The following is a 16,706-nucleotide window of genomic DNA, read 5'->3' as shown; positions in this document are numbered from 1 at the left end:
AGAACGAGTTCGCGTCAATCTGACGCGAACTCTTAGTCAACTGAGTACTTTTACTTGATTATTTGGATCGTTTAGCGATCGCCCCTCATACTTCAGTTATACTACATATTGAAGTGCGGAATGTGGGTTAAAGCGTTTTTTATAAGCCTTGATACCTGAGGGCAGGGCGGGTTTTCGGCTTTACTGACAATGGTGCAAAATGTGAGTTAAAATAAACCAACCTTCTTCAGAGGGAGAACCTTGACGGGTTCGCTGCCATTTAGCAGCTACGTTAAACCCTTGAATTTTATGGGTCTTTGTCACCTTTTTGTTGGGCAGGAACCGAGAAATACCAGGTTTTAATCCTCAGCTATCTAGAGACTGCCAAATCTCATCTTCAGCTTGAATAAACTCATTCTTTTTAAATACTATGGCTACAGGGCGCGTGTCGCTCCCTCAGCTTTTATCGAACAGGCTCACCTTACACATAAATAAGAGCTATATCCGTTGTTTACTCTACGTTTTCAGACTTTTAACAAAGCTTAGATTATGACCCCGCAAAGTATACCTACTCTCTCTTTTCTTAGGAAGCCCAAGCGTGAGAGATCGCTGGGTTAAGGAAAATGAGATAGTAGGTATTACTATAATATCACAGATTCCGCGCTGTGACTCATTTCGGCATGGCAGATAGGTTTTTCTGGTGTTGTCTCCTTGTCTCCTTGTCTCTTCCCTGCCTTCATCAGGACGTACCTCACCAGATAGAGAACCGCTATATATCGTTTTAGAGAGTTTACGGTTTGACTTGAGCGCCGTGACTGCGAGGGTCATCTGGACTGTCTTTTGTCGATGAAGTCAGAGACTTAAAGATAGAAACTTGCCCGTTACCTTGGGTGTAAGGTAGAGGTAGGCTAGCAACCAAAGCGTCTATATTTGCCTCGATGACAGGGCGGGGTTGCTCCCCAATTGTCTGAGCGATCGCATTTCCCCCAGCGTCTAAAAACACAAAATGGGGAATACCATCCACTCGGTAGTTGAGGATTTCTGGCAACCATTTGCTATTGTCTACGTTTAGCATCACAAAATTCACCGAGTCCGTGTACTGCTGTTTCAGTTCCTCCAAATCCCCAGCCATCGCCTGACAGCTCGTACACCAGTTAGCATAGAACTCCATTAAGGTCGGTTTGCCATTACTCAGTGCCACTTCTAGGGGGATAGATTCCTCAGCTTGAGCATCTAGAGAACTTGAACCCGTCTCGGTTTGCAATCCAAAGAATAAAGCGACACCGAGGGCGATCGCTACTAGTGCAATCAGAAAGTTTCGGACTCGAGAGCCTGTTGTAGCTTCAGAATTCTGGGGAGATGTGGGTACGGAGTCGGGTAAATTCGCCGCCATGCTTAATTAAACTTAACTGAATGATTTGTTAACTTTCACTAAACACACTGTAACAAGACGATGAAAAAACGGGTAACTTTAACCTTTCCCAAGCGCACCGTTCATATGCCAGTGACGTACCGACTGGCAAAGGAGTTCAATGTTGCTGCCAACATCATCCGCGCTCAAGTAGCCCCCAATCAAATCGGCAAGCTGGTGGTGGAATTATCCGGTGATATCGATCAGCTTGATGCCGCGATTGAGTGGATGCGATCGCACGATATCACGGTTTCCTTGGTAGACCGCGAGATTCTGATTGATGAAGAGAGCTGCGTTGATTGTGGCTTGTGTACAGGTATTTGTCCGACAGAAGCCCTGACTCTCAACCCGGAAAGCTTTAGACTCAACTTTACGCGATCGCGCTGTATTGTCTGCGAACAGTGTATTCCCACCTGTCCAGTTCAGGCAATTTCTACTAATCTTTAGTCATAGTTCATCGTCATCGACAACAAATAAAAGACAAACGGCTGTTTAACGATTGTTATTGTTGTTGTTTAGCAGGGGTCGCACGATCAAAAAGCCCGTACCAAATGCAGTTAACACAATCAGCACGATGGCTACGATTAAAAACCAGCCATTAACTTCTGAGAACCCTTCTGAAGAAGACGTGCGGCGTGAGCGAGTATCTTCCTGTTCAATTACTAACGTCTCTCTATAAGGGGAGCCAGACGATTCAGGTGCCCTATTAGGGGGGGGGAATTCGACCACAGGCACGTTAGCAGTCCCTCGTTGGGTTGAAGCGGTTGCCCCCAAACGAGCTTCTGACGACATGACGGGTTTGCGTCGCGGCATTTCAACCCCACTTACTGGTGAAAAAGAATCAACTACCTGCTGTAGGTGTTGGGCAGATTTCAGGACGTTTTCAACTTCCTGTCGCAGTTGTTGATTTTGTTTCACTAACTGCTTATTTTGACCATTCAGGGAGTCTAGCATCGCTTGAGCGGCTTGTAACTCAGCCGCCAGTTCCCGATAAACGGAAATGGGAACCGAGGGGCAGTAGGGGTTTGCTGCTGTTGGTTGTGTGTAACGGTCAGTTGACGGATTTTGCATGGGGGGATTAATTCGGAAATTAGAGGTCATGGGTGTCGAAAAACTACTGTAAGGCTAGGATAGTTGAACTTCAAAACTCAACGCTGCAATTTTTGCAGAAATTTGCTATCTTTTCACCCTTACTGGCACCCATAGCTCTGTTGAAGGTGTCAAGATGGCAATACCGGGAAAAAATGTCCCACTGGACCTGATCCTTGACCAATGTCTAGGGCATACGTCAGTGCAGTTGTAACATAATCCTTTGCCAATCGTACCGCTGAGTGCAAATCTTTTCCCAAAGCTAGATTCGCAGCGATGGCACTACTGAGGGTACAGCCAGTTCCATGATTGTTCGCTGTCTCTACCGGAACAGTAGTCAGGGTGAGTAACTCAGAACCATCAAACCAGACATCAACCCCGCGCAGGCTGCCAGCCATAGCCCCTCCTTTCACCAGAACAGCTTTCGCTCCCAGTTTGTAGATGCGTTGGGCAGCTTCGCGCATATCATCCAGAGTATGAATCTCTAAACCGCTCAATAGCTGCGATTCATAGCGGTTAGGGGTGACGATTGTCGCTAAGGGAATCAACACCTCTCGTAACAATGCCACAGCGTCGTCATCAATGAGCTGATCACCTGTGCGCGATACCATCACTGGATCAACGACCAACGGATTCAAGATCAAACGTTTCACCTGGGACGCTACAGCCTGAATAATTTCTGAATTGAGTAACATCCCTGTTTTCGTAGCCTGAACACTGATATCATCGACCACTGTCTCAATTTGGGCAACAACTGCCGCTGCGGGCAGGGCATCAACCCTGGTAACACCTTGAGTATTTTGTGAGGTTACGCAAGTTAGGGCGCTCGTCCCGTGAACGCAGTGAAAAGCAAACGTTTTCAAATCCGCCTGAATTCCAGCACCGCCACCGCTATCGGAACCAGCAATTGTGAGCGCCACAGATACTCTTGATTGAGTTTTGTCATTGGTCATTAGTACGCACAGTCCTTTGTCCTTTGTTCGTTGTTGGTTGTTCATTTTGAGTAGAGACAACCATAGAATCTTGAACTTGTGATTCATAACCAATGACTTATGACTCTTAAGGTCATTTCCTCTAGCTCCTGGGGAAACGCCGCCGTTGCAGAAATTCGGGAATATCTAATCCTGGTCTAGCTCTTGGATCAGGTGGGGGTGTTGGTGCATTTGGAGTGGGTGACATCGGTCGGGTATAGCGGGGGGCTTCTTTCGCGGCTGGTGCAGCTTGCTGAGTGTCTCCACTAAAGCCCGTGGCAATGACCGTAATTCTAATTTCACCTTGCAGCCTGTCATCAATAACTGCCCCAAAAATAATGTTGGCGTTCGGATCGACCACCTCATAAATCGTTTCGGCAGCAGCATTAACTTCGTGCAACGTCAGATCGGTACCCCCGGTAATGTTAAAGACAACCCCTCTGGCTCCTTCAACAGATGCCTCAAGCAGGGGAGAAGAAATGGCAGCTACTGCAGCTTCTCTGGCGCGTGACTTTCCAGAACCAACACCAATGCCCATTAATGCTGAACCCGCATCTGCCATCACAGCCCGTACATCGGCAAAATCAACGTTAACTAAACCTGGAACCGTGATAATGTCAGAAATTCCTTGCACCCCCTGACGCAGGATATCATCAGCAACTCTAAAGGCATCTTGAACGGGCGTCTGTTCGGAAATCACCGATAATAGTTTGTTGTTGGGAATCACGATCAACGTATCTACCCGACTCTGTAAAGCGGCAATTCCCTCTTCTGCCTGAGAAGTCCGGCGTCTTCCCTCAAAGGTAAAGGGACGGGTGACAACACCCACCGTTAAAGCGCCCATTTCTTTTGCCACTTCTGCCACAATCGGAGCCGCACCCGTACCCGTGCCACCTCCCATGCCAGCGGTAATGAAAACGAGGTCGGAGTCTCCCAGAGCTTGGGCAATTTCGTCACGAGATTCTTCTGCTGCTTTTTGACCAATTGCTGGATTTCCTCCTGCACCCAGTCCGCGTGTCAACTTTTGACCAACCTGCAACCGTTTGGGAGCCGCGCTTTGAGAAAGGGCTTGAGAATCTGTATTGATTGACCAAAATTCAACCCCAGCCACTTCACTTGCGATCATGCGGTTGACTGCATTGCCCCCACCCCCACCGACACCAATCACTTTAATTTTGGCAACGCTACCTGGCACGATATTGTCACTCCTAGTTTCTTCCCTGGGAATTCCCTTGGAATCATTGGGTTGACCGAACTGCAACCCAGAGTTACTGAAGGGATGCGTATTTTCAACTCCGACTGAAAGATCGGCGTTAAGTGTGATAGGAGAGCTTTGCTGAACAAGCCCTAGTTTACTATTAAGGGTCATCGCAATAGGTCAGGGTCGATAATCAACTTTATCAGTTATATGTAGCAATCTGAGTTAACTATAGGGTAAGTCGATTAAAAAACCAACGAACACCTCTATTCCTCCCAAGTATCTTGAAGAGTACAATCCTCAAGAGTAGCCGACAATTATTTGCCATGGGAGGTGAATTCTCTTTTATACCACTCTTACTGCCAATATTCGTAAGTATCCGGTTAGGGTGTTTCATTTGCCTGGGTCATCTGAATTACTGGTAAGTCTGGGTTTTTGAGGTCAATATAGGCGATTTGACCGGGTTTGATGTGATCGGGCAATTCTCGCATCTGATCGAGTACCCTCAATTGCTCGGCTAGTCGGGAACTGTAAGGACCTAAATGGACACTGCCCAAATCAGTTTTCAAGATTAAATTGCCTGGGTTTTGCCAATCGATCTCCAGGACTTTGACCGGAGAGTGACTCACGGCTTGGTAAACGTCTGACCAGTAGGAGTGATAGTGTTGGTTTGACCCAATTACTTTCAGAGTGGGTAACTCAACATTTTCTTTCATGGCTCTATAGCTGCTCTGGGGCATCCAAACGCCCTGTTCGTCCAAAAAACCCACTTCTGGAGTAGACTGAACCGCTTTAGCTTGGGAAGAAGCAATGGGTACAGCAATTGCCACAGGCTGCCGCTCTTTAACTTGGATGATCAATCTAGGCGGAATCAATTGACGGGTGATAGTGGCATCGGCAATTGGTGCTTGAGATTCCAGGGAGTTAATGAGAGATTGAGGTTCAACCCGTAGTAAAGATTGGGGATAGGACAAGGGCAGCAGCGACCGAATGGCTGGAGTTGAAAGATATTGATTCCCCTCGATCGCAATTTGTTCGGGTTGGCGAATCACCCAATCGGGTAAGGTAATTGCCCAAACCAAACCGCCAGCCATGCCGCTAACCAAAAGCGATCGCCAAATCCCTTGAAAAAATTTAATCCGACGCGCCTGTCGCAGCTTTTGCCGCCGATTAGCCAGTTGTGCTTGAGAGACGGATGCAATATTTGCCATCGACTAACGCTGTACTCCAAAGGATATCAATGGTAATTGTGTTTTTCCTTCAAGGAAGAGTCGGTAATCTCCGGGAAACTCCAGAAGGTCTACTCCGCTAGATCACCAGCCCGATAGTTCTTTCTCATTTAACCACTCCTTTTCCCGACTCCGTAAGAATAGTTCGTCCTTAGCGTTTCCAGCCTTCTTTCAATCTGAGAGGGTAAAATCGAGATTTCATCCTTGAGGGGGGGTACAACCCCTAGATATGGACGTTCCCTCAATGATTTACGCTCTATTTGAATTACTTGACTGATTTGTATTTTAGAAATGAAACTGCACTTATCGACCTTTTTCAAAGCTTGTAACCCTGCCAAGACCCTGGTTATGGGGAATCCTGAGGATCGTCAGTACTATATCAATTTCTCTTCTGTGCGTGGTGGCAGGATTGTCGAAGCGCTGGGACGAACCATCACCCGTCTCTCACCAGAAGAACCCACCTGCCAGCTCTTTACCGGACATATTGGTTGTGGAAAGTCTACAGAACTGTTCCGACTCAAAGCTCAGTTGGAGGAACAAGACTTTCACGTTGTTTACTTTGAGTCCTCTCAAGATTTGGACATGGCGGATGTTGATATTAGTGATATTTTGCTGAGTATCGCCAGGTCAGTGAGCGAAAACCTGGAAGCCATTGGCATTCAGCTCAAACCCCGGTACTTTGGCAAACTCTTCAACGATATCCAAGACTTTTTGCAGACCCCTATCGATCTATCTGCAGAAGCTGAACTTTCTGTTGGAATTGCCAAAATTACCGCTAAAACCAAAGATAGTCCCCAGTTGCGCGAACAGCTCAGGCAGCATCTAGAACCTCGAACCCAAGGGATTTTAAACGCCATTAACACCGAAATCATCGAGCCAGCGATTGAAAAACTCAAGTCCCGTGGCAAGCAGGGTTTGGTGGTGATTATTGATAACTTAGATCGGGTCGATCCCCGACCTGTACACGCCGGACGTTCTCAACCTGAGTACCTGTTCATCGACCGAGGCTCTCAACTGCGATGCTTGAAGTGTCACGTCGTTTACACCATACCCTTGGCTTTAATGTTCTCTAACGAGTACGAAGCCCTAAAAAATCGCTTGGGTGGCGGTCTCGCCCCCAAAGTCTTACCAATGGTGCCGATTCGGATACGAGATGGTCGTGACTTTCCCAAAGGAATGGCACTTCTACGACAACTCGTGCTGGCACGCGCCTTTCCCCTTGTTTCTCCTGAGCAACGACTGGATTTGGTTCTAGAGGTTTTTGATAGCCCCGAAACCCTAGACCGAATGTGCCGCATCAGTGGTGGTCATATCCGCAATTTATTGGGGTTGCTCTATAACTGCTTACAACAAGAAGACCCGCCTTTTTCCCGAGAGTGTTTGGAGAGCGTCATCAAAGGGTATCGCGATGATCTGGCTTTAGCGGTTGAAGATCCAGAGTGGAACTTGTTGTTTCATGTCGTCCAACAACAGTTCATCCGAGGTGAAAAGGAATATCAAACCCTGTTGCGAAGTATGTTTGTGTATGAGTACCGGGATGACTTGGGACGCTGGTTTGGCATCAATCCGGCACTAGCAGAAACCGCTAAATTTCAGTCTTCCCTTGCTTTGAGCGCGAGTGTCTGAATGTTTGAGGGTATCTTGATTCACGAGTTAACCGATGACAAAACAAGCCAAGAAACTCTACCAACAATTTCAAACACGATTTGAGAGTTGGGAAAAGTTTTAGTCAACGATACAGGTCAAAAAGTCTAGTGCAACATCCGCAGTTAGATAAAAACAGTCAGGGACTTCTAAGCTAATATGCCATTGATGTGTACTCTTTAACTCGCCTAGACGATGGGGAGGTGAGGAAATGCAGTTTGAATGACGATTAGCTTTAGAACAGAACGTCTTACTTCTGCTACCTTGGGGCAGGGCATTACCATGCCTCTAGTACAGCAGAGTAGGGAGGGAGAGAGCCGGGGAGATATTTAATAACTAAGTTATTTATGCCAGCCTGAACTAGAGGCGCTGGTTGAAATACGTTAGATTTTGCCAGTCTGCTGATTAATTCTCATTTATTCGAGGCAGTGATCGACATCACCCTGTATTTTCAATCTTATCACGTTTAGTCATAGAAGCCAATCATCGCAGTAATTTCGCTTCAAGCTTAAGAATAGTCGGTGAATCGCTGATAGGATATTTAGGCTATTTTTTTAGAATTGCGACAGCCTACAATCGCTAACTCCATTATTTAGGGATTAAGTTCTCCCATGAGTAAGGGAATGGAGGGAACTTTCAGCCGATTCATTAAACCTGTCAAAAACATTAAGGGTAAAAATAAATAATTTTTACTCTAGCTACCAAAATATTGATAGCAGAACTTGGCACCGATAGCGGTTAACGTTGTGATTGGAATGAAGGAACAAGATCGATCGGCAGACATAGCAGCATTTAATGAGCGATCGCTAGTAACGCTGGCTCGGGCAATTACTCTTTCCCAAGGGCAATTTGCCTTAATTTTGGTGCGCTGTAACTACCAACTTTTCAAGCAAAAAATGTGGCAGCAGTTACAAGTTCTCACCGAGATTCCGTTGAGACAGCTAGTTCTGCAAGAGTCGGTTACAACCCTGTATACCGTTATCTTAAATGCCATTGCGGATGATCAAACGTCGGCTTTGCTTGTTTTTGGGTTAGAGTTAGTGACGGAAATTGACCAGGTATTGGTTTCAACGAATCAGGTACGAGACGAATTTTCTAAAACTTTAACGTTTCCCCTCGTCTTGTGGGTAACTGATGAAGTGCTGCAAAAGCTGACACGATTTGCCCCTGACTTCAAAAGTTGGGCAGCAACCTCGATTAAATTTGAACTTTCTACGGACGACTTGCTGGGGTTGTGGCAGCAAACCACCGATGAACTTTTTTCAAAAATTTTAGCGAGCGAACCGGCACAATTTCTACCGAATGAAGCATTTAATTTGGCATCGAATTGCCGCCGACGTCGAGAACTAGAATCGGCGCTGAGAGACTTGCAAACTCGCGGTGTCAGTTTAGAACCTGCCCAATACGCTACCTGGCAATTCATTCGAGGGCGTGATGCCTTTAGCCTTAACCAAATTGATGTGGCGCTAGAGGAGTATCAGCGAAGTCTGGATTTTTGGCAGCAGTTCGCGGGAGAGCTGGGGAGCAGAGGAGCGGAGGAGCTGGGGAGCGGAGGAGCTGGGGAGCAAGAGTACCCTAGTAATTCCCCAGTAGCCGATTTCTCTTTTATCCCCTCACTTTTAGAGCGCCGTGGAATCTTACTCCATCACATCGCCTGGTGTTATTGTCGCCAAGCTCAGTTACAACCCAGCCACAAATATAGAAGTTGGGAACGCGCCAGGGAGTTCTTTAGCGCCAGCATTGAGGTATTTACTGCGGCTAGACGTTCAGACTGGGTGACTCAGTTAACCCTTCAGCTCGGTGAAGTGCTGCAAAATTTGGAAAATTGGACAGATTTGCAGGCTCTAGCTCTCCAGGCTCTGGCACAGCCTCAAACTCAAAATAGTCTAGTCGCCATGCCTCAAGCTTATGGCTTTTTGGCGGCTGTGGCGCTACAGCAATCCCATTGGGACGATGCCAAAGTTTTGGCTCAAACTGCCTTGAGCCTCCTCGAACAATCCCAGTCACCCCAACCCCAGCATCGAGGATGGTATCTGTTAATCTTGGCAAAAGCACAGCGGCAGCTTGGGGAGTTATCCGCTGCTCTGGCTGGCTTGGAAGAAGCCCTGAAGGTTGACGGATTATCTCCCACCTCTCCCGAGCAACCGCCACAGCTTTATCTGGATATCTTAGAGGAATTGCGATCGCTCTACCTAGAAAAAAAGCAGTACCTCCGAGCCTTTGAACTCAAGCAACAACAACGTGCTATCGAGCAACAGCATGGATTTTTTACCTTTCTCGGTGCCGCTCCCTTGCAACCCCAGTGGCAGGAACGAAGACTATTGCCCCTAGAAATCGCAGCCGCAGGGCGTTTGCCAGATGTTAATCGCCTGCTTGAACGCCTTAGCCGCAATGATCGAAAACTCACCATAATTCACGGTTCTTCCGGTGTTGGCAAGAGTTCGCTGATTGATGCAGGATTAATACCCGCCCTAGAAACTCGTATCATTAGTGCCAGAGAAGTCATACCCGTGGTGCAAAAAGTCTACAGGGATTGGGTTAACGAATTAGCCCGATTATTAACCAATGCGTTGGGTATCAGTCATGGCTCATTAATCATCCCTCGCAAACAAACGCAAATGACAGCTCTGCAAACCCTTCTGGAACAGTTGCGAGTCGCTGCCGAACAGAATTTACTAACCGTTCTGATTTTTGACCAGTTTGAAGAGTTTTTTTTCGTCTGTACTAATCTCGATCAGCGGCGTCAGTTTTATGATTTTTTGGAATCCTGCTTAAATCTTCCCTTTGTCAAGATTATCTTATCCCTGCGAGAAGATTACCTGCACTATTTGCTCGAATGCGAACGCTATAGCAATCTGAGTGCTATCAACAGCAATATTCTAGACCGACAGTTGCGCTACCACTTGGGAGACCTTTCTCCATCAGAAGCCAAAAACGTGATTTGCACCCTAGCGGCATCATCTCAGTTTAAATTAGAGGACTCTCTGATTGAAGCCCTCGTGCAAGATTTAGCATTGCCGTCGGGTTTGGTGCGCCTCATTGAATTGCAAGTTGTCGGTACTCAACTGCAGGCTGAAAAAATCTGCACTCTCGCTCAATACCAAGGGTTGGGGGCTCAGCCCAAAACCGCTTTAGTCAAGCGTTGGCTCTTGAGTGCCATCAGCGATTGTGGGCTGGAAAACCAAGATATGGCTTGGCAAGTTTTATTTTCTTTAACCGACGATAAAGGCATCCGACCTGCAAAAACTCAAGTTGAATTGGAACAAGGGATAAAGGAGGGGGGATTAGGGGTTGGAAAATCTGTCTTATCGCCAATGTCCGATTCGGGTTCTCCAATCTGTCTAATTTTAAAAATTTTGGTAGGTTCCGGTTTATTATTCCGATTGCCAGACGAACCCCAAGACCGATATCAACTTGTTCACGATTATTTAGTTAAACCCATTCGTCAACAGTACAAGCAGCGCAAGCAACTAAAAATGCTGACTCAGCTTAAAACCAGCCAAATTGAACTCTTACGGGTTCGCAAGCAGCGATTACAAGCGGTTGCAGTTGGCACGGCGATGGCAGTTTTAGCAATAACGGCTGGAGGATTGGGATGGCGAGCCGAGGGGCAACGAAGACTAGCAGCAGCGCTGTCGTTTAATGCCCAACTGAGTGCTATCAGTGCCTCTTCAGAAGCCCTCTTTGCCGCGAATAAAACCTTTGATGCATTGCTAGAAGCCCTCAGAGCAGCAAAGCGGCTGAAACAGGTAGAAATAACTGAAGGAGTAGGAAGGGAGAAAGAATTTTTCCCTATTCCCCATTTTTCACCACTAAAAGTAAAATCTGATACCCGCTTGCAAGTTATTGCCGCCCTCTCCCAAGGAATTTACTCGGTGTTAGAGCGCAATCGTTTGGAGGGGCATACGGATGTGGTTTGGGATGTCCGTTTTTCGCCGGATGGTCAGCGTATTGCTTCAGCTAGTCGCGATTACACCGTTAAACTTTGGCGTCCCGATGGTTCCCTCGTCACAACCCTCAAAGGTCATAAGGATAGCGTCACGAGCGTAGCCTTTAGTCCAGATGGTCAGGTTATTGCCTCTGGTAGCTGGGATGGCACCGTCAGGTTGTGGAGTCGGGATGGCACTCTGAAAAATACACTTCGGGGTCATGTCGGGCGGGTTTACAGTGTTAGCTTCAGTCCGAATGGACAATGGGTTGCTTCAGCCGGGAGTAGTGGCACCATTCGACTTTGGACTATTGAGGGTCAATTAATTCAAGAGTTTCAGACTAACCAAGGGGAGGTACAGGGGGTTAGTTTTAGCCCGAACAGCGAAATCATAGCTTCTGCGGGAAAGGATTGGACAATCAAGCTGTGGACGCCGAAGGGAAAATTGCTGAAAACAATCGCCGGACACCAAGGTAAAGTGAATTGTGTGGAATTCAGTCCCGACGGTCAGTTACTGGCATCAGCCAGTGATGACCGCACAGTGAAGCTTTGGACTCCTGAAGGAAAACTACTCAAAACCTTATCCCAGCACGAGCGATGGGTGTTGAAAGTGGCATTCAGCCAGGATAGTCAGTTTTTAGCGTCGGCTAGTGCTGATAATACGGTGAGGTTGTGGAACCGCGACGGCGTTTTACTCGAAACGTTTAGGGGACATAGCGATAGTGTTACTGCCGTTAGTTTCAGTTCCCAGTCCCCAGTCCCCCTGATTGCTTCAGCCAGTTATGATAAAACCATTAAGCTTTGGGATTTTCGTCAGCAGTCTCACCTGATTTTGCGGGGACATCAAGATGATGTTAGAGATGTGGATTTTTCAGCAGATGGTACACTGATTGCTACGGCGAGTAATGATGGGACTGTAAAAATTTGGAATCCCATGGGTCAGCTCCTTCATACCTTAAAGGGGCACACCGAGCGTGTCTATGGTGTGAGTTTTAGTCCCGACTCTCTGCTCATTGCTTCTGCCAGTCGAGATGGGACTGTCAGGCTCTGGAATCGGCAGGGAACGTTGATTAAAACCTTAAAGGGGCATAGTGATTGGGTGCTCAATGCCAGCTTCTCTCCTGACTCTCAGCGGTTAGCGTCTGCTAGTCGGGATGGTACGGTGAAACTCTGGACGCGCCAGGGAAGGTTGATTAAAACCTTAAAGGGACATGAGACACGGGTTAATACGGTTAGCTTTAGCCCTGATGGTCAGCTTTTGGCGTCTGGCAGTGATGATCGTACCGTAAAACTCTGGACGGCTGGGGGGAAATTGTTGAAAACACTGCGGGGTCATAGTAACTGGGTTTTGGATGTTAGCTTTTCACCGGACTCTCAGTTACTGGCATCTGCTAGCTATGACAATACGGTGAAACTTTGGCATCGGGATGGAACGTTGGAAACAACCCTCAAAGGACCGACGGATAGTGTCGCTCGCGCTCGGTTCAATCCCACGGGAACTATTCTGGCAACCACCAGTTGGGATAACCGAGTACAGCTCTGGCGACTTGATGACACGTTAATCAAAACTTGGGAAGTTGAAGAGGGTCGTGTTACTGATGTTAGCTGGAGCAGCGATGGGAAAGCATTGGCAGTCGCCAGTGAGGATAATACGGCTATGGTCTGGAATTTGAATTTGGACGATTTGTGGGAGAGAAGCTGTAAATGGCTGCAAGATTATCTCCACAATAACCCTGATGTGAAACAGAGCGATCGCGCTCTTTGTCAGCCGATTGAGATGACAACTCAGGGACATGGCAATTGAGATTAGGCAATTGCTGGAAACGTGAAGAAAAGATGAAATTTGAACGGTTACGGAACAATGAGGATAGAAAACCTGGAAAAAAAAGAAATTAAGAGAATGGCAATACAATGGCAATCACGAGTTCTTTTATCTTTTGGCGATTGTCAATTCCTTGATAACCAAGGACTGATATCCTCCGGACTGCAATCTGGTTAGGATGGATAGAGGAATATGCAGCAGGAGCGTCCTAGCGTAGCCTGTGTTAAAGTGAGCGTACTTCCTTTGCAGTAGTTTTCCTCCAACTGGTGAAAGGACTATGGTAATTACAAAACGCAGCCTCGTAGTTGGGGCAACAGCAGTAGTATTAACAACTGTTGCAGTGACAGGCGCTGGTCTTCATTTATCTCAAAGTCAGGCTTTCTTTCGGGAAAGCCCAAAGGAGTTAGTTGACGAAGTTTGGCAAATTATTGATCGTAACTATGTAGATGCCACATTCAACCAAGTGGATTGGCGGGCTGTTCGTACCGACTATACCTTGAACCGCTCTTACACAGATAAGGAAGAAGCCTACACAGCCATCAGAGAAATGCTGGAGAAGCTGGAAGACCCTTACACTCGGTTCATGGACCCGGAAGAGTTCAAGAATATGCAGATTGATACCTCCGGTGAGCTGACGGGTGTGGGGATTCAGATTGCTCAGGATGAAGAAACGAAAAAGCTGATGGTCATTGCACCGATTGAGGATACTCCAGCCTTTAATGCAGGCATTCTGGCTAAGGACATCATCCTCAAGATTGATGGCAAGAGTACCGAAGGCATGGATGTTAACGACGCAGTGCAGCTCATTCGGGGTCAACCTGGAACTTCAGTAATCCTAACGATTCAGCGAAGCGAGGAAGAAATTGATTACGAGATAACGCGGGCGCGGATTGAAATTCACCCTGTACGTTACAGTTATCGAAATAGTCCTACGGGGGGTATTGGTTACATTCGCCTCAATCAATTTAGCGCGATCGCGTCCCAAGAGATGCGCGATGCTATCAAAGAATTAGAACAGCAGGGAGCAACAGGTTATATCTTAGATCTGCGCTCTAACCCAGGGGGCTTGCTCTACTCTAGTATTGAAATTGCCCGGATGTGGTTATCGGAGGGTACGATTGTCTCGACGGTAAATCGGCAGGGAGAAGCCAGTCGGGAGAAAGCCAATAATCGCCAACTGACAGACAAACCTCTAGTTGTACTGGTAGATGGTGGTTCGGCTAGTGCCAGCGAAATTCTTTCTGGAGCGTTACAAGATAATAAACGAGCGGTTTTGGTCGGGACTACGACTTTTGGTAAAGGCTTAGTGCAATCGGTGCGTGGACTGGGTGATGGATCGGGTTTGGCAGTAACAATTGCCAAGTACTTAACCCCCAGTGGTCGAGATATCAATAAGTTGGGAATTGCTCCCGATTTTGAACTTGAACTCACAGAAGCGCAGCGCAAGGAATTGCAGCAGAATCGTACCCAAATTGGCACGGAAGGAGACCCTCAGTATCTCAAAGCCTTGGATATTCTAAAGCAGGAGATTGCCTCGCAAGAAAATACTCGTGCCGCCTCTCCAGTTCGATAAAATTATGGATTATAAATTATGAATCATGAACTTAAACATTCGGATTCAATTCATAATTTATAATTCATTATTCATAATTTAAATAGGTTTGCACTTCCCAGCGCGAATCAATCCGACTCGACGAGCGATCGCTTCTTGTTTAGACTCGAATGAACCCCAGTGTTCGACAAAAGCTGACGCATCTTCTCCTTCAAGGCGATCGCTGGGAAGAATATCGCAGTGCCCATCGGATTGCTTGACAATATACCAAGTTTGTGAATTGTCTACGTTCATTGTTGTTCCTTACTTGTGAGCAGATGCCTAGAAAGCCCTCACCCCCAACCCCTCTCCCCAAGGGAGAGGGGTTGGGGGTGAGGGCGCTAGCGGATTTTGTCCCGGATGTAGCGGATAGGTTATTGGTTTCCTCAAAAGCTTTGCCCCTGACAGATCACTTATCCGTTACATCCGTTACCCCATCCGCTGCCACGGATTGGCAAATTGTAATCTACTTGTAGTATGATAGAGCAATCCATTCTAAAGACCTACTGAAACGAAAGGATAAAAACTATGGCAGAGATTGTAGCGATCGCAACTCCCACGACTGATGAAACCCAACCCAAGGCAGTCACATAGTTTTTTGTGCGATCATGCGTCCTAGAAGACTGACAACAAAATTCCTCTGTGCGCCTTGCTTGAAACAAGCAACACACCTTGAGGAAACCAATGAACTTAGAATTATTAGGCTGGAGCCAGTTTTTTGCCAACAGCCTCGATAGTCAATGGCAAGACGACTACACCGTTGGTCGAGTTGCACTAGAACATAAAAATACCTACATTCTCTACACCGAACACGGCGAACTCCCCGCAGAAGTTACAGGTAAACTGCGATACCAAGCAACTGGACGCCAAGACTTTCCAGCCGTAGGCGATTGGGTGGTAATCAGCCTCAGAGATGGGGGAAAGCAAGCGACAATTCATGCTATTTTACCCAGGAAAAGCAAATTTTCCCGGAAAATTGCAGGGGGTAAAACTGAAGAACAAATTGTTGCCACCAATATTGATACGGCATTTTTAGTAGCCGGATTGGATGGCGACTTCAATCTCCGCCGCCTTGAACGCTATCTAGTTCTGGTTTGGGAAAGCGGTGCAAATCCCGTCATCGTCCTGAATAAAGCCGACTTGTGCAATGATGCTGAAGAGCGACGACAAGACGTTGAAGCGATCGCCTTTGGTGTACCCATCGTAGTCTTAAGTGCTACCAAAAACCAAGGACTTGACGCCCTGACACCTTACCTTAAACCTGGACAGACAGTTGCTTTGTTGGGTTCCTCTGGTGTCGGCAAATCAACTCTCACTAATCAATTAGTAGGTAAGTTTGTGCAAGCGGTTGGGGACGTTCGGCGAGGGGATGACCGAGGGCGACACACTACCAGCCATCGAGAATTAATTTTACTGCCCTCAGGCGGCTTACTCATCGATACGCCCGGAATGCGAGAAATTCAGATATGGGCAGGCGATGACAGCTTACAAGATACCTTTGCCGACATCAACGCCATAGCCAAGCAATGTCGGTTTCGCAACTGCCAACACGACTTAGAGCCAGGTTGTGCCGTACAACAGGCACTTGAAGACAGCACTCTCGATTACCAGCGTTTCCTGAGTTATCAAAAACTGCAAAAAGAACTCGACTACCTCGACAGGAAACAAGACCAAAAAGCATCGTTAGTTGAGAAGGAAAAGTGGAAAAAAATCACTAAATCCTTGCGCAAGAAACACAAGGGATAATTGAAGCAAAGGGAGTGGGGAGATGGGGAAGATGGGGAAGATAATCTGAGAGCATCCCAATTGTGCAAATTCAAAAAAGACTAAATGCTCCCCCGCTC

12 protein-coding genes are annotated in these 16,706 nt (G+C 47.1%); 6 read left to right on the top strand and 6 right to left on the bottom strand.

Annotation, left to right across the window (positions count from 1 at the left end; translation table 11 throughout):
• Positions 1 to 769: 769 nt before the first annotated feature.
• Positions 770 to 1,372, bottom strand: a complete 603-nt coding sequence (locus tag IQ257_RS24230) for a thioredoxin family protein (RefSeq protein ID WP_193878706.1) — start codon at positions 1,370 to 1,372, stop codon at positions 770 to 772.
• Between the two features lie 60 nt (positions 1,373 to 1,432).
• On the opposite strand from IQ257_RS24230, the gene IQ257_RS24225 reads away from it, so the two are divergent.
• Positions 1,433 to 1,837 (top strand): NIL domain-containing protein, encoded by a 405-nt coding sequence (locus IQ257_RS24225; protein ID WP_193878708.1) that lies wholly within the window; start codon positions 1,433 to 1,435, stop codon positions 1,835 to 1,837.
• A 45-nt stretch (positions 1,838 to 1,882) separates the two neighbouring features.
• Here the strand turns inward: IQ257_RS24225 and IQ257_RS24220 are convergent, their stop codons facing one another.
• The 4 genes from IQ257_RS24220 to IQ257_RS24205 all read right to left on the bottom strand — a co-directional run bounded on the left by IQ257_RS24220 (position 1,883) and on the right by IQ257_RS24205 (position 5,859).
• Positions 1,883 to 2,491: a hypothetical protein gene (locus IQ257_RS24220; protein ID WP_193878710.1), complete on the bottom strand. Its 609-nt coding sequence runs from the start codon at positions 2,489 to 2,491 to the stop codon at positions 1,883 to 1,885.
• Positions 2,492 to 2,610: 119 nt separating this feature from the next.
• On the bottom strand, positions 2,611 to 3,432 hold the full coding sequence (gene thiD / locus IQ257_RS24215) for a bifunctional hydroxymethylpyrimidine kinase/phosphomethylpyrimidine kinase (protein ID WP_193878711.1): 822 nt from the start codon (positions 3,430 to 3,432) through the stop codon (positions 2,611 to 2,613).
• Positions 3,433 to 3,553: 121 nt separating this feature from the next.
• Entirely contained in the window at positions 3,554 to 4,819 is a 1,266-nt protein-coding gene (gene ftsZ / locus IQ257_RS24210; RefSeq protein ID WP_193878713.1) for a cell division protein FtsZ, read from the bottom strand.
• A 212-nt stretch (positions 4,820 to 5,031) separates the two neighbouring features.
• On the bottom strand, positions 5,032 to 5,859 hold the full coding sequence (locus IQ257_RS24205) for a cell division protein FtsQ/DivIB (RefSeq protein WP_193878715.1): 828 nt from the start codon (positions 5,857 to 5,859) through the stop codon (positions 5,032 to 5,034).
• 309 nt (positions 5,860 to 6,168) lie between these two features.
• Here IQ257_RS24205 and IQ257_RS24200 point away from each other — a divergent pair, with 309 nt between their 5' ends.
• The 3 genes from IQ257_RS24200 to ctpC all read left to right on the top strand — a co-directional run bounded on the left by IQ257_RS24200 (position 6,169) and on the right by ctpC (position 14,844).
• Entirely contained in the window at positions 6,169 to 7,503 is a 1,335-nt protein-coding gene (locus IQ257_RS24200; RefSeq protein WP_193878717.1) for a P-loop NTPase fold protein, read from the top strand.
• Between the two features lie 773 nt (positions 7,504 to 8,276).
• On the top strand, positions 8,277 to 13,253 hold the full coding sequence (locus IQ257_RS24195; protein ID WP_193878719.1) for a hypothetical protein: 4,977 nt from the start codon (positions 8,277 to 8,279) through the stop codon (positions 13,251 to 13,253).
• A gap of 295 nt (positions 13,254 to 13,548) precedes the next feature.
• Positions 13,549 to 14,844 carry a carboxyl-terminal processing protease CtpC gene (ctpC, locus tag IQ257_RS24190; protein ID WP_193878721.1) on the top strand — a complete coding sequence of 432 codons (1,296 nt, stop codon included), beginning with the start codon at positions 13,549 to 13,551 and terminating at the stop codon, positions 14,842 to 14,844.
• A 78-nt stretch (positions 14,845 to 14,922) separates the two neighbouring features.
• On the opposite strand, the gene IQ257_RS24185 is transcribed toward ctpC, so the two are convergent.
• Complete coding sequence (locus IQ257_RS24185) at positions 14,923 to 15,117, bottom strand: DDE transposase family protein (RefSeq protein WP_193878723.1); 195 nt, start codon at positions 15,115 to 15,117, stop codon at positions 14,923 to 14,925.
• A 23-nt stretch (positions 15,118 to 15,140) separates the two neighbouring features.
• On the opposite strand from IQ257_RS24185, the gene IQ257_RS24180 reads away from it, so the two are divergent.
• Entirely contained in the window at positions 15,141 to 15,338 is a 198-nt protein-coding gene (locus tag IQ257_RS24180; RefSeq protein ID WP_193878725.1) for a hypothetical protein, read from the top strand.
• Positions 15,339 to 15,546: 208 nt separating this feature from the next.
• Positions 15,547 to 16,608 carry a ribosome small subunit-dependent GTPase A gene (gene rsgA, locus IQ257_RS24175; RefSeq protein ID WP_193878734.1) on the top strand — a complete coding sequence of 354 codons (1,062 nt, stop codon included), beginning with the start codon at positions 15,547 to 15,549 and terminating at the stop codon, positions 16,606 to 16,608.
• Positions 16,609 to 16,706 lie beyond the last annotated feature (98 nt).

This window comes from Coleofasciculus sp. LEGE 07092, from assembly GCF_015207375.1.
GTDB lineage: Bacteria > Cyanobacteriota > Cyanobacteriia > Cyanobacteriales > Coleofasciculaceae > LEGE-07092.
The sequence above is the reverse complement of the archived record's forward strand: the minus strand, read 5'-3'. Positions and strand labels throughout refer to the sequence as shown.

Coding starts and splice junctions, on each gene's coding strand:
- IQ257_RS24230 (WP_193878706.1), bottom strand. CDS start 1,372: ATGGCGGCGAATTTACCCGACTCCGTACCCACATCTCCCCAGAATTCT.
- IQ257_RS24225 (WP_193878708.1), top strand. CDS start 1,433: ATGAAAAAACGGGTAACTTTAACCTTTCCCAAGCGCACCGTTCATATG.
- IQ257_RS24220 (WP_193878710.1), bottom strand. CDS start 2,491: ATGACCTCTAATTTCCGAATTAATCCCCCCATGCAAAATCCGTCAACT.
- thiD (WP_193878711.1), bottom strand. CDS start 3,432: ATGACCAATGACAAAACTCAATCAAGAGTATCTGTGGCGCTCACAATT.
- ftsZ (WP_193878713.1), bottom strand. CDS start 4,819: ATGACCCTTAATAGTAAACTAGGGCTTGTTCAGCAAAGCTCTCCTATC.
- IQ257_RS24205 (WP_193878715.1), bottom strand. CDS start 5,859: ATGGCAAATATTGCATCCGTCTCTCAAGCACAACTGGCTAATCGGCGG.
- IQ257_RS24200 (WP_193878717.1), top strand. CDS start 6,169: ATGAAACTGCACTTATCGACCTTTTTCAAAGCTTGTAACCCTGCCAAG.
- IQ257_RS24195 (WP_193878719.1), top strand. CDS start 8,277: ATGAAGGAACAAGATCGATCGGCAGACATAGCAGCATTTAATGAGCGA.
- ctpC (WP_193878721.1), top strand. CDS start 13,549: ATGGTAATTACAAAACGCAGCCTCGTAGTTGGGGCAACAGCAGTAGTA.
- IQ257_RS24185 (WP_193878723.1), bottom strand. CDS start 15,117: ATGAACGTAGACAATTCACAAACTTGGTATATTGTCAAGCAATCCGAT.
- IQ257_RS24180 (WP_193878725.1), top strand. CDS start 15,141: ATGCCTAGAAAGCCCTCACCCCCAACCCCTCTCCCCAAGGGAGAGGGG.
- rsgA (WP_193878734.1), top strand. CDS start 15,547: ATGAACTTAGAATTATTAGGCTGGAGCCAGTTTTTTGCCAACAGCCTC.